This window comes from Lysinibacillus sp. NPDC056185 (genome assembly GCF_047737915.1).
In the GTDB taxonomy this organism is placed as follows: Bacteria; Bacillota; Bacilli; order Bacillales_A; family Planococcaceae; genus Lysinibacillus.
Genome location: NZ_JBLLLQ010000028.1, coordinates 1 through 13,548, shown reverse-complemented (window position 1 = coordinate 13,548; position 13,548 = coordinate 1). Strand labels below are relative to the sequence as shown.

General features: G+C 37.0%; 15 protein-coding genes and 1 rRNA gene. 1 reads left to right on the top strand and 15 read right to left on the bottom strand.

The window, feature by feature from the left end; translation table 11 throughout:
• Positions 1–138: 138 nt before the first annotated feature.
• The gene (metG, locus tag ACMZ42_RS21355; RefSeq protein WP_370081873.1) at positions 139–2,115 is read right to left on the bottom strand and encodes a methionine--tRNA ligase; all 1,977 of its coding nucleotides are present in this window, start codon (positions 2,113–2,115) and stop codon (positions 139–141) included.
• A gap of 583 nt (positions 2,116–2,698) precedes the next feature.
• Here metG and ACMZ42_RS21350 point away from each other — a divergent pair.
• Positions 2,699–2,977 (top strand): AbrB/MazE/SpoVT family DNA-binding domain-containing protein, encoded by a 279-nt coding sequence (locus tag ACMZ42_RS21350; protein ID WP_004229214.1) that lies wholly within the window; start codon positions 2,699–2,701, stop codon positions 2,975–2,977.
• A 412-nt stretch (positions 2,978–3,389) separates the two neighbouring features.
• Here ACMZ42_RS21350 and rsmI read toward each other — a convergent pair whose 3' ends face one another.
• From rsmI to rrf, 14 genes are all read right to left on the bottom strand, one after another.
• Positions 3,390–4,262, bottom strand: a complete 873-nt coding sequence (rsmI, locus tag ACMZ42_RS21345; RefSeq protein WP_370081869.1) for a 16S rRNA (cytidine(1402)-2'-O)-methyltransferase — start codon at positions 4,260–4,262, stop codon at positions 3,390–3,392.
• Positions 4,259–4,522, bottom strand: coding sequence for a GIY-YIG nuclease family protein (locus tag ACMZ42_RS21340; RefSeq protein WP_142510476.1), 264 nt, complete (start codon positions 4,520–4,522; stop codon positions 4,259–4,261). The genes rsmI and ACMZ42_RS21340 overlap by 4 nt, the downstream gene beginning before the upstream one ends.
• Positions 4,506–5,255, bottom strand: a complete 750-nt coding sequence (locus tag ACMZ42_RS21335; protein ID WP_370081867.1) for a tRNA1(Val) (adenine(37)-N6)-methyltransferase — start codon at positions 5,253–5,255, stop codon at positions 4,506–4,508. Before ACMZ42_RS21335 ends, ACMZ42_RS21340 begins: the two co-directional genes overlap by 17 nt.
• A 63-nt stretch (positions 5,256–5,318) precedes the next feature.
• The gene (gene yabA / locus ACMZ42_RS21330) at positions 5,319–5,675 is read right to left on the bottom strand and encodes a DNA replication initiation control protein YabA (protein WP_370081865.1); all 357 of its coding nucleotides are present in this window, start codon (positions 5,673–5,675) and stop codon (positions 5,319–5,321) included.
• Positions 5,676–5,702: 27 nt separating this feature from the next.
• Positions 5,703–6,518 (bottom strand): stage 0 sporulation family protein, encoded by an 816-nt coding sequence (locus tag ACMZ42_RS21325; protein ID WP_132364280.1) that lies wholly within the window; start codon positions 6,516–6,518, stop codon positions 5,703–5,705.
• Entirely contained in the window at positions 6,511–7,515 is a 1,005-nt protein-coding gene (gene holB / locus ACMZ42_RS21320) for a DNA polymerase III subunit delta' (RefSeq protein WP_370081863.1), read from the bottom strand. The genes ACMZ42_RS21325 and holB overlap by 8 nt, the downstream gene beginning before the upstream one ends.
• A gap of 561 nt (positions 7,516–8,076) precedes the next feature.
• Positions 8,077–8,517 carry a YaaR family protein gene (locus tag ACMZ42_RS21315; RefSeq protein WP_370081859.1) on the bottom strand — a complete coding sequence of 147 codons (441 nt, stop codon included), beginning with the start codon at positions 8,515–8,517 and terminating at the stop codon, positions 8,077–8,079.
• Between the two features lie 47 nt (positions 8,518–8,564).
• On the bottom strand, positions 8,565–8,894 hold the full coding sequence (locus ACMZ42_RS21310; RefSeq protein ID WP_049667342.1) for a cyclic-di-AMP receptor: 330 nt from the start codon (positions 8,892–8,894) through the stop codon (positions 8,565–8,567).
• 263 nt (positions 8,895–9,157) lie between these two features.
• Positions 9,158–9,787, bottom strand: a complete 630-nt coding sequence (gene tmk, locus ACMZ42_RS21305; RefSeq protein WP_415732727.1) for a dTMP kinase — start codon at positions 9,785–9,787, stop codon at positions 9,158–9,160.
• Between the two features lie 17 nt (positions 9,788–9,804).
• Positions 9,805–11,229: an aminotransferase class I/II-fold pyridoxal phosphate-dependent enzyme gene (locus tag ACMZ42_RS21300; RefSeq protein WP_415732726.1), complete on the bottom strand. Its 1,425-nt coding sequence runs from the start codon at positions 11,227–11,229 to the stop codon at positions 9,805–9,807.
• Between the two features lie 88 nt (positions 11,230–11,317).
• Complete coding sequence (locus tag ACMZ42_RS21295; RefSeq protein ID WP_370081853.1) at positions 11,318–11,854, bottom strand: HXXEE domain-containing protein; 537 nt, start codon at positions 11,852–11,854, stop codon at positions 11,318–11,320.
• A 187-nt stretch (positions 11,855–12,041) separates the two neighbouring features.
• Complete coding sequence (locus ACMZ42_RS21290) at positions 12,042–12,635, bottom strand: TetR/AcrR family transcriptional regulator (protein ID WP_370081851.1); 594 nt, start codon at positions 12,633–12,635, stop codon at positions 12,042–12,044.
• Between the two features lie 268 nt (positions 12,636–12,903).
• Complete coding sequence (locus ACMZ42_RS21285) at positions 12,904–13,338, bottom strand: SRPBCC domain-containing protein (RefSeq protein WP_415732725.1); 435 nt, start codon at positions 13,336–13,338, stop codon at positions 12,904–12,906.
• 117 nt (positions 13,339–13,455) lie between these two features.
• Positions 13,456–13,548, bottom strand: a 5S ribosomal RNA gene (rrf, locus tag ACMZ42_RS21280); the annotation flags it as partial.

Sequence of the window (13,548 nt, the reverse complement as noted above, 5' to 3'; positions counted from 1 at the left end):
GCTTTTGTTACTATATACCTAAAAAACCTCAATGAATAATGTGTATAAATTATTTCAAGATAATAAAACACTCATTTTCAAGACGGATTTTAAAAGCCTGCTGAACTTTTTACATTCAGCAGGCCTTCCTAAAATTTATTACTTTACTTTTGCGCCGTTCTCTAGCTTCGGATCAACCGATGCTAATTTTAAAATCCCATCTTTTTCACCAGCTAGAATCATTCCTTGTGATAATTCACCACGTAATTTAACTGGCTTTAAGTTAGAGACTACAATCACTTTTTGACCAATTAATTCATCTGGAGAATAAAACTTTGCAATACCTGAAACTACTTGTCGTTGCTCATATCCAAGATCCACTTGAAGCTTTAATAATTTGTCTGCCTTTGGAATAGTTTCACACGCTGTTACAGTAGCTACACGTAAATCAACTTTCATAAAATCATCAATAGTAATTTCAGGAATTTCTGGAACCTCTGCAGCTTTTTGCTCGTTTTTTGTTTCTTCCACTTGTGGAGTTTTCACTGAACCACGCATTTCTTCACGAATATACGCAATTTCAACTTCACTCTCTAAACGAGGGAAAATGGGAATCCCTTTTTCTACCACTTTAATGTTTGCTGGAATAGTATTGCCGAATGTTTCAATTGTTTCCCATGCTAAGAATTTGTCATCCAAGCCTAATTGTTCAATAATTCGTTTGGGAGTAGATGTCATAAATGGTTGTAACATGACAGCAATTTGGTGTAAACTCTCCGCCAAATTTCGCATAACAGCTCCTAATTTTGGCTTATCTGATTCCTCTTTTGCTAGCACCCACGGTTGAGTTTCATCTATATATTTATTCGTTCTTGAAACAAGTGTCCATACGTCTGCTAATACGACACTAAATTGCATTTTTTCCATACTTTCTTCATATTTAATACGTACCGATTTAGCCTGCTCTTTTAAAGCCGCATCAAATTCTGTCGACTGAAGATTTTCAGTTGGAATAATGCCGTCGAAATATTTATTAATCATTGAAATAGTACGATTCAATAAATTGCCTAAATCGTTTGCTAAGTCGAAGTTTGTACGTTCAACAAATGATTCTGGCGAAAATACACCATCAGATCCGAATGGTAACTCGCGCAATAGGAAATATCGTGTCGCATCTAAACCATAACGTTCTATTAACATTTCAGGATAAATAACATTGCCCTTTGATTTAGACATCTTACCGTCTTTCATCATTATAAAACCATGGGCAAATACTTTTTTAGGAAGTGGTAAATCTAGTGCCATTAAGAAAATTGGCCAATAAATAGTATGGAATCGAACGATATCTTTACCAACTACATGTACATCTGCCGGCCAATATTTATTGAATAATGTTTCATCCTCCGAAAGATATCCTAATGACGTTATATAGTTAGTTAAGGCATCTACCCATACATAAATTACATGTTTAGGGTCTCCTGGAACTTTAATGCCCCAATCAAATGAAGTTCTTGAAACAGATAAATCTTCTAGCCCTGGTTTAATGAAGTTATTAATCATTTCATTTTTTCGAGATTCAGGCTCAATAAATTCAAGGTTTTCTTCATAATAAGCTAAAAGACGATCTGCGTATTTCTTCATATTAAAGAAGTAAGATTCCTCTTTAACTTTGTGTACTGGACGACCACAGTCTGGACAGTTACCCTCTACTAATTGTGTCTCAGTAAAGAAAGATTCACATGGTGTACAGTACGAACCTTCATACTCACCTTTATAAATATCACCATTATCTAAAAACTTTTGGAAAATCTTTTCGACAGTTTTCGTATGACGCTCTTGCGTCGTTTGAATAAAGTCATCGTATGAAATGTCCATCAATGCCCAAAGCTTTTTCGCAGCATCTGCAATTTCATTCACGTATTCTTGAGGATGTTTGCCCGCTTCTGCAGCTTTTTCTTGAATCTTTTGCCCATGCTCATCCATTCCCGTTAAGAAACGTACATCATAACCACGTAAACGTTTATAACGTGCAATTGTATCTGATGCTACAGTTGTATACGCTGTACCGATATGGAATTTCCCACTTGGGTAATAAATAGGGGTTGTTATATAGAATGTTTTGTTTTGTTCGCTCACAAGAACTGCCTCCATTGTTTCACAGTATACTATCTATTCTAACTAAGTACGAAATTCGTTTCAACTTCTTTCAGCGGGTGTCCAAACACCCGCTGAAATAGAGGAACTCAGGCTAAGACCTTTACATCCTGTGAAAACGCCTGAGTGATCAGCGTCGGTGCTGTTGCTGACGCTTCGCTTTCGCACAGACAAAAACAAGTTGCTGCCGCTGCGGTAGCACTACGCTTTCGCACAAAAAACATCTGCAGGCCTGGCACAAAGCCAATTCCGAACGCAATTATGCCGAGGTATAATTGATTGATAGTTCATCGCGCGCGAAAAATGTCGAATGATAGAACCAATCCATTTAATGTCTTAAATGAGAAGCTTTTTTACTATAAATTAAAATATATAATAAAAACCTTTTAAAATAAGCAAAATATCTGTTTTCTCCTCAAAAAATTTTTTCAAAACAATAATATTAGTGTATTAATTAATTGACGTTTATGGCATTACTTGGTATGATAACTATCAGACAAGGAAATTATGTCGAAATTTGACGAAATACCAATATAACTTTTTTACATTAGGAGGAAAAATAATTATGAAATCAACAGGAATCGTTCGTAAAGTCGATGAATTAGGACGTGTAGTAATTCCAATCGAACTTCGCCGTACACTAGGTATTGCAGAAAAAGACGCTTTAGAAATCTATGTGGATGATGACAAAATCATCTTAAAAAAATATATGCCAAACATGACATGTGCTGTAACTGGTGAAGTTTCTGATGATAACTTCCGTCTAGTTGGAGGCAAATTAATTTTAAGCCCTGAAGGCGCAGAAATGTTAGTGAAAGAAATCCAATCTAACTTAAAAAAATAATTTGATATACACACCTAAATCAACACAGTGATTTAGGTTTTTTTTTATCAATTTCGCCTTGGCTTGATGCATCTGGAGGCGTTATCTTCATTTAATAGAAGATAAATATAATATACCCAATTTTCGAGTCCCTTATAATGTCCATGTCAGACCTTTTATGATTAAGGATACTATTTTTTACAATTATTATCAATTTATTTGATTTATATGCTCCTCACTAAAGGTTAGGCGTGACATTTGTAAAACTATGAAGTTAAGTTGATTGGAGTGGAGGCTGGGCGATTCCTTGGGGATCAGCAATAGAGCGCTCAGCCGGAACGTAAATCAACCTCACGTTATTGTGATGAGTCATCTATTTGATTAGATATACAAAGAAAGAGGTCGCCTTATTTAGGCAACCTCTTTCTTTCCATTAACTATGGTATTCATTATAGACTTCTCGCTTAGCTACTTGACGTAGTTTTGCTACTTCCTTTATAGCTTCTTTTGATGTAACGCCTGTATCATTAATAATATAATCGACATGTTCAACGACAGACATTGTCATCCAATAAGCATCTTCGTTAATTTCTTCCTCGGCATTCTCATTACCTTCAAGGACAATACAAAATTCCCCTCGAATTTCCTCCGTTTGTGACCATTCCACTGCTTCAGCCAACGTACCACGTAAAAACTCTTCGAATTTTTTAGTTAACTCACGAGCTAATACGATTCGACGATTACCAAGAATAGATTCCATATCTTTTAAAGTGTCCTTTAAACGATGAGGAGCCTCATAAAACAAAATAGTTTCCTGACGTTTTTTTAGTTGCTCTAATTGCTGTCGACGGTCCTTTTTTCCTCTATTTAAAAATCCATAAAAGAAAAATGGCTGCGGTGTTAATCCAGAAGCGATTAATGCTGATATTGCAGCATTGGGACCTGGCACCGGCACAACTGGAAAGTCTTGATCGATAGCTTTTTCGACTATATCTGCACCTGGATCGGAAATACAAGGTAGACCAGCATCGCTAACTAATGCGACTGTTTTTCCTTCACGTAAGAAGGCTAATAGCTTTTCTCCCCCCACCTCTAAATTATGCTCATGATAGCTTATCAGTGGTGTTTCTATATCAAAGTAGTTGCATAGCTTCTTTGTATTACGTGTATCCTCGGCAGCAATAATATCTGCTTCCTTTAAAATACGTAACGCACGTACACTCATATCCTCTAGGTTACCAATAGGCGTTGCCACTAAATATAAACAACCTGTATGACCGTGCATTGTACTTTTCTGAGATTTCATGCGTCATCCCTCCCTATATATTTCATTTTTTGCTTTCGTGTTAGCTGTTTAAAAGCGTATTCTGCGCGCATCGCTTCTTGTTTTGTATCGAATTCCTCTACATAAATACATTCCACTGGACCTCGCGCTCTCGTATATTTTGCTCCCTTACCAGCATTATGCACATCGACACGCCTGTCTACATTATTCGTGTAGCCAGCGTAAAAGGATTGATCGGCACACTCTAACACATAAAAATAATGGCTATTGCTCTTTTCCATAAAGGATTTCTCTCACTTCTGCTGTATATTCATTATCCGAATTATAAACATACAGGGGCGGTAATATTTTCAGATCAGGCTTACCATCTTTAATTCCTTCTATTAATAGTGTATTGGCCTCCTTACCTTCTTTCGGATAAATAAATTGCATACGTTTAGGCTCTAAGCGATTTGCACGCATTGCCGTAACAATATCTAGTAATCGACCAGGACGATGAACAAAAGCTGCCTTTCCGCCTTGCTTTAATAATTTACTTGCTGATTGTATTGCTTCCTCTAGGGTTAAATATAGTTCATGACGTGCAATAGCGTAATGCTCACTTAAATTTTTATCACTAGCTTCATGTGCTAAAAAATATGGTGGATTACAGGTTACAACATCATATTTTTCAATACCAAGCTCCTTAGGAATTTCCTTCACATCACCAAGAACCATATGAATTTGTTCTTCTAACTTATTGTAACGGATACTTCGCTCAGCCATATCAAATAAACGTGGTTGAATTTCTACTCCTGTAATATGTCCCTTTGTTCTGGCGCTTAGAAAAAGTGGAATTACACCATTACCTGAGCACAAATCAACAATTTTCCCTTTATGATATGGGACATTGATAAATTTTGAAAGTAGCACTGCATCCAATGAAAACGAAAAGACCGAGGGACTTTGAATAATACGTAAATTCTCAGCTAATAAATAGTCTAATCGTTCATCACCCTTCAACCAATTTTCCATGTTTCTTCCTCCTACTATACAAAACAAAAGACTGACACCACTATAGTGGGAATCAGCCTTCTATTACACATTTTGTTTATTTAAAAATGATAGACAAAACAGACAGTCTTCACCTTTACGGGAACTTCCGAAATGAACATGACAAACATGGAAGCCTTCTTGGTATAAACGTGCTAGGTTATCATAACCTTCGCCAATATCTAACGGATTCTCTTTCTTCACATCAGAAGCCTGTACAGAGTTTTCATTAGAAAGTAGTTCTTCTAGACGTGTACGAAGGTGATGATTTTCTGTTTCGAGTGCTTTATGCTCCTCCATCATTAACGCTACAAATTGTTTCAATGCACTAAATTGCTCCTGCATTGCTTCGAGCTGTTGTTCGAACTCCATAACGGTATCTAAGAAATTACGGTCCTTCACCCAAGCCACCTCGTCCAATTCTCTATCTTAAATAAGATTTTTTTCGCATGCTAGCAGTTCTTCTAATGTATACTCGACTGTGCGCTCCTGCTCTTGTAAATATACTTGAATGAGTCTTTCCAGTACATTTAAACCTACAACTTTACCGCGGCCATCTGGTGTCATCGTCATATCACCAACGTCTGGCATACCCTCTTTTGCTTCCTCATATTCATCATTTTCATACTTCAAGCAGCACATTAAACGACCGCAAAGACCTGAAATTTTGGATGGATTTAAAGATAAGTTTTGATCTTTAGCCATTTTAATAGAAACCGGCTCAAAATCTCCTAAAAACGTTGAGCAGCAAAGCATTCGGCCACACGGACCAATGCCACCTAACAACTTCGCCTCATCACGAACACCAATTTGACGAAGTTCGATACGTGTTCTGAAAACCGAAGCTAAATCTTTTACAAGATCTCTGAAATCAACGCGTCCTTCAGCCGTAAAATAAAAGATGATTTTATTACGATCAAATGTATATTCAACATCAACGAGCTTCATTTCTAAATTATGCTCAATGATTTTTGCGCTTGCTAGTTCAAATGCATGCTTTGATTCGGCTGCATTTTCCTCTACTTGGATACGATCACGTTCATCCGCTGGTCGTAGAACTTGTTTAAGTGGTAATACAACATCATTATCCCCAACAACCTTTTGGGGGACAACTACTTTACCATATTCTACACCGCGAGCTGTCTCTACAATGACATATTGGCTGTCCTCGAGTAGATATGATGCTGGATCAAAGTAATATATTTTACCCGCTTTTTTAAAACGGACTCCCACTACATTATACAAATGTATATCCCTCCTGCAGATTTAGCATTAACTGCTCCATCATTAACGTCCTATTCATGTTACGCTGTAAAGATGAACGTGCCTGTAAAATAGACTCCATTTGACTAGATAGACGTTCATAAGTCGAATGTAGCGCAGCTTCTTTAAATGTTTGTAACATGTCTGGGTAAGTACAAGCTACTTCGGGATTAGCTTTTATTGACACTATATCACGGTAAGCAAATAGTAGTAAATCTAATGCCTGCTCCATCTCGCCTTTTTCTTTAAACAGTGGCAACCATTCTTCATGTACAACAAGCATTGCCTCATGTACATTCTGACGAATTGCCTCTACTAATTTTAACACTGTTTTTCGAGCATGTGCAAACTGCTCATCATTTGCTAAAATCATAGCTGTTTCGAGCTCGTTCGTCAGCATGCTCACTGTAGAAGCCATCGAGTAAGAAATGTTGCTATCTTGCAAATGCTTTAATAATAAGTGTCGGGGCATTTTTTGGAATTTAACATGCTGGCAGCGAGAACGAATCGTTGGTAAAATTGACTGCATTTGCTCCGTTAACAAAATTGCAGTTACTTCACCCTCTGGTTCCTCTAAAAATTTAAGTATCATGTTTGCAGATGCAATATTGAGACGATCTGCATGATGAAGTACATAAATCTTACGTCCCTCTTCAACACCCATCATCTTCATTTCTGCAATTAAATCACGTATTTGATCAATTTTTATAAATTGACCTTCTGGATAAATTTGATGAATATTTGGATGATTACCCGAAACAACACGTCTGCAATTTCGACATGTTTCACATGGAACATTTTGACTTGGTTGCTCACATAGCATTAATTTGACAAAAAACTGCATAATATCTACTTTGCCTGTCCCTTTTTCGCCATCAAAAATGTATGCATGTGCTAATCTATTTTTGTCAAAAATCGTTTGAAGCTGCTTCATTACGACTGGTTGCAGTGTGAATAGCTCTTCAACATTCTTGGCCATAAATTTAAATTCCTTCCTATATCAATTACGCTCATAGCATAATTGTTTCCTATTGCTCAATTTTATGGATCATCACCAAAACGTGTGGTTGATTTCCGTTCCGGCTGGGCGCTTTGTTGTTGCTGACGCTTCGCTTTCGCGCAGAGCAGAGCTTCCTGGGGGCGTCCGATGAGCCGCTTGGGGCAACAGGATGTTGGTCACGAAGGTGTTATCACAGAACGTGATGCTTTTAGCCTTCGTTCCCCTATGTGCTCGCTCCAGGGTCTCGGGCCTACACGATGTTAGTCACGAAGGCGTTATCACAGGATGTGATGGTTTTAGCCTTCGTTCCTCTATCGCTAATCCCCAAGGAGTCGCCCAGCCTCCACTCCAATCAACTTATTTACATAGTAGACGTTTTAACAAAAGTCATCCATAAATTTTGGTGATGAACCAATTTTAGTACAGAAATATCTGCGGCTTTAGAGCAGATAGATTAGTTTTATGTCATTCAACAAATAAATTTGGCTGCTGAATAGATTTGAAAAAAGCCCGCGCCTACAAGAGAACGAGACACGGGTTTTACATATACAAATTAATTAATAAGCCTTTAATCTCACCGATTTTATCAAGAAGGTCAATTGCTTCCTTTTCTTCATCTAAAATATCTTGCGCAAGCTCTACAAGACGCGTATCAATAGTTTCAATTATTTTCAAGCGTCTTCCTTCACCAAAACGATTCCAAGTATGGGATTGCTTTAAATCCATACCATGCTCTACCGTTTCTTGTAGGAATCGTTTAACAAGCATTTTAAAACGAGCAAGTTCTCGTAAATTACGTGATCTTGCAACACGATCACCTGCTGTAGAAATATCCCCTAGCAATCGTGTAAGCTGTTCAGTCTGTAATTTGGTTCCTTGCTTGACGACCATATCTCCAAATCGGTTATTTAGGTTATTGTTATGCAGTGGCTCTTTACGATTAGTATTTAACCCGACACGTATATCTTGATTGATCTTCAAGCTGTTTCGCCCCCACTTGCTTTCTTTATCAAATACATATATTGTGCTTAAAAATGATGAAACTGTTCAATTGGTAATACAAAAACTGTGGCTCCTCCTACCTCTACCTCTACAGGATAAGGTATATAGGAATCTGTATTCCCGCCTAATGGCGAAACAGGGGCAACCATTTGTTCTCGTGCTCGACAATTATCACGAATAATATCTAAAACTTTAGGTATGAGAGAGTCTTCCGTCCCAATAAGAAACGTCGTATTTCCAGAGCGTAAAAATCCTCCTGTGCTCGCTAATTTAGTTGCACGAAACTGATTTTTCGTTAAAGCATTCGATAAGCGGCTGCTATCCTGATCTTGCACTACAGCTACGACTAACTTCATTCGCACTCACCCCTTCGATAAAATTCATCTAAATAAATTTTAGTTACCTTTTATCTATCCGCATTCAGCTGCTGTCGCTTTGCTTTCGCGCAGAAAACATTTGTCGCTGTCGCTTTGCTTTCGCGCAGAAAACATTTGTCGCTGTCGCTTTGCTTTCGCGCAGAAAACATTTGTCGCTGTCGCTTTGCTTTCGCGCAGAAAACATTGCTGAATGATTATTGATGTTACCATTATATCACATTGTGGTAGACAACTTCATGCATTTACTGTATTGCTTCATATATTAATGACCATACATCTTCAACAACACGCTCAATATTTTGATCCGCATTGACGACATGTATACGCTCAGGGTAACGCTCTACTAACTGTAAATATCCTTCCCGAACTTTCTTATGAAAAGCTAAACTTTCGACATCTAAGCGATTTACTTCTCGCTCTCCATGAGCATGAATCCGTGCCAAGCCAACCTCTGGTGCAAGGTCAAATAATATTGTCATATCGGGTAACATCTTACCGATTGCAAACTCGTTAATAGATAATACTTCATCAACGCCGATACCACGCGCATATCCTTGGTATGCTAATGAAGAATCGATAAATCGATCGCAAATAACCGTTTTACCAGCATCCAACGCAGGTCGTACTTTTTCAAAATAATGCTGACTTCTTGCTGCTGCGTATAATAATGCTTCTGTACGCTCATCCATGGCTGTATGTTCAGGGTTTAAAATAATGCTCCTAATTTTCTCAGCAATTTCAATACCACCAGGTTCTCTCGTTGCTAATACATCAATATTTTCTTCTGCAAGTCGCTCGGCTATTTTTTGAATAACTGTTGTTTTCCCAGCACCCTCTGGACCTTCAAATGTAATAAATAAATTGCAATTCATGCTGTTATTGCCTCCAACTATTTAATGATCTCAATCATCTTTTCTTCTAAACGGTGATTTCCTTGGAACGTTGCACCACAAGCCAGTAACTCCTCTAGCTGGCTTAGCTTTGCTACTGTTATTTTTTCTCCCGGAACAAGCAATGGAATGCCTGGTGGATAAGGAATAATCATATTAGCAGAGATACGTCCTATTGTTCGCATATACGGTAACCATTCTTTTTCTGCCTTTTCAATTTCCTCAAATGTGTAGGCTGGTTCCGTAATAGCTACAAAATTATAGGCTGTTTGTGAAGCCGTTATTATTTCTGCCTTTGGTGTACTTACTAACAATGTTATAGCATCCTTAATACGAACGCGTATTTCTGCAAATGGATAGTTATGTCCCTGTTTCAATAAAGGTAGCACAAGCAATACTTGATTTGCATCTGCTAGTTCTGCATATACATGCTTTGCTTCCAATGCCTCTTGTAATTGAAAACCGCTATAGCCATTAACACGTAACAATAATTTTATAGGGTCGTCTACCTCAATAACTTCCAAAGAGCCAATAGCTCGTAATGCCTCAACCCATTGATCTCTTTTTCCTATTATATATGCACCGTCACTCTCCAAATATGTCTGTATATAATAACGTGCATCATCTAATGAAGCCAATAAAAGATAGGATGGGCTGCTAGATTGTAACATACGTAAATAGTGATTTATTTTGTCGACATCGATTAAATCAGAATTAACATGCATAAAGGATGCCATTGTCATAGCAGGTAGTGTTTTATGTGCAGACTGTACTACTATATCTGCACCAAACGTCAATGCTGATGGTTGAAATAAAGTACATGCACTAAAATGGGCACCATGTGCTTCATCCACTAAAACAGGAATACCCTTCTCATGACAATACGCGATCTGCTGCTGCATTTCTTTAGATGTCATACCATAATAAGTAGGGTACGTTAATACGACAGCACGGGCCACTGGATAATCATCAACTGCACCTTTTAAATCTTTATAAGAAACATGTGTTGCAGTTAATGTACGTTCATCCCATAGCGGGGAAACAAATACAGGTTTTGCTCCAACAAGCTCAATTGCGTGAAATATAGACTTATGTGCATTACGTTGGACAATAATCGTATCCCCTTTTTTACATGTGGCATAAATCATCGCTAAGTTTCCAATTGTAGATCCGCCTACTAAAAAGAAACTTTTCATCGCCCCATATGTATCTGCCAACAAGTTTTCTGCCTCTAATATCATTTCCTCTGGGTGATGTAAGTCATCAAGACCTGATAATTCAGTCACATCATACCGCATTACATCTTTAAAGGGCTGAGGAAGATGGGACAGCTCTCCATGCTTATGCCCTGGGACATGAAAGGAAATATTTTGTTGTTGTCGAAAGCGCTCTAATCCTTCTACAATCGGCCTTTTCTTTTGCAAAACAAAACACCCATTTCCGTTATATTCTCTTAGTTAATTATAACACTTACGTTACAAAAACATTTGCTGAAGATAAATAAAGTGAAATTCATATAACCTTTTTCCCGATCCAATGTGCTAGTAATGCAATAGGGATCACTAAAAGACAAAACGGTAAGCAAATAAAAATAATGTTCCAAGTTATGACTTTATTGACTAATAACGAATGATACAAAATTAAACTATATGGAATAACGATTATCAAAGATGTGAATGCACCAGGTGTAATGGAACGAAGAAATATAGACTGTGCAAGGTGAGTGAACGCATGTAGAAAGTAGGTTAGTGTAACAACAGTAAAAAAGTAGATATCTCCATATGGCCCTTGATTCACATACTGATTTGCCACAAAAGTGGAACTACTTACAAACATGAATATTACGATGACTGCTACCGCAAACTGCGCTGTCGACATCGAAAACTGTTTAATAACCCGATCAGCAATGTTTTTCGGCAATCTTTCGTACAAGATGATAGAATTCTTGTTTAGCCACTTTTCAACCATAATAATTTCTTCAAAATCATGAAGAATAAACATAATAGGAAATAACCAAATAAGTGTTTGAATACCTACCCATTGTTCCATGATGATTCCTCCTATCTAAAATATATTGAGTAATTACTCAAAATTTCTCAAAAAAAATAGCTTCTCATCATAACGTGTGGTTGATTTCCGTTCCGATTGGGCGCTTTCCTAGGGGCATCTAATCTCCACTTCAATCAACTTATATCAATTTCGACTTGGCATAATTACCGCTGTCGCATTGCTTTCGCTATAGATAAACAAATGCGCCCGGATTTTGAATCCCTTTTAATATAAACATAGCTACCTCTTCAATATAATGATTATTTTCAATTGGCATTTTATCTGTTTTTCTTTCTTCAATTAAAACATGCGTTAATATTGTTGATAGAAACATTGAAGCTGCTGTTTCTACCGTCTTTTTTTCCACAGCACATGAAGAAGCTCTTATCAAAAGTGAACTGACTTGTTCACCCATTGCATTTATAAAATCCACAATATCCTTACTAACATTTGTATTCTGTACTATTTCTGGAGACCAAATAAAAGTTAAAAAGTTTTTATGATCTAATAAAAAATTGGCATATAATTGGCCAAATTTAATTAAAGCTGGATATGGCTCCATCTTTGAAAGCTCTTTTATCTCATTTTGTAGTGAGCCAATAAATGAAAACTCATGAATAAGATAATTAAGAAGTTCATTTTTATCTTTAAAATAATAAAATATAAGCCCCTCTGCTACTCCGCTCTTTAATGCTATTTCTTTAGTAGTCGTTGCGGTAAAGCCCTTTTTAGTAAAAAGCTCTAATGACGCTTCTAAAATTTTATCCTTCTTTGATACCAAACCTTTTCACCACCTTTTTTGAGTGTTTACTCAAATTTAAACTTCACAAAGGGATCTGTCAAGTTATTCCATATAATAAGTACGAATAACGTAAAGGATTTCAGTTCCGACTCGTAAACGTTTTAATATAATGTCATGTCATCTCTTACTACTTTTGCTGATAAATATAAAAAGACCATTGCACCTAATAGCAACGATCCTTTATATTACACGTTTATCAATAAAAACTATTTTAAAATGTACTTAACTCTAATTTCTCTACAACATACTAGATACTAGCTTTTACCGCCATCCCTTGTACTAGCTTTTCAACTAATTGCGGTACAAACTTCTCTAAAATTGGATTCATCATGCCCGCTAAGAAACCACTTGCCTTCATTGTTAAATTGCCTACTAACTGACATGTACCATCCTGATCTTGTGTAATTTCAAAATAACCGTCACCGTTTATTGGGTCTGATAAGCCTACTAAATCAAACATAACTTGATTAGGGTTTGATTCCTTGCACTTAAGCTCAACCTTTACAGCTTTTTGGATAATGCCAAAATCCCCTTTAAATACCCAAATCATATTTTGTTCATTTGGAAATTCATGATGTAAATAACCGGGTATTAGTACAGCCCATTGCTCTTTATTATGAATAAACTCTTGTAGTTTTGCTTTCTCAATTTGAATATTTTCACTATATAATCCTGTTGCCATTTCAATACACCCCTTTTATTTATTCATTTAGATCAATTAAATTCTAACATTTTTCAGGGCGTTATTACCGATTTTTAAACATTAAAAAAACCACTGATTTCTCAGTGGCTGCTTTGTGCCTAGCGACGTCCTACTCTCACAGGGGGAAGCCCCCAACTACCATCGGCGCTAAAGAGCTTAACTTCCGTGTTCGGTATGGGAACGGGTGTG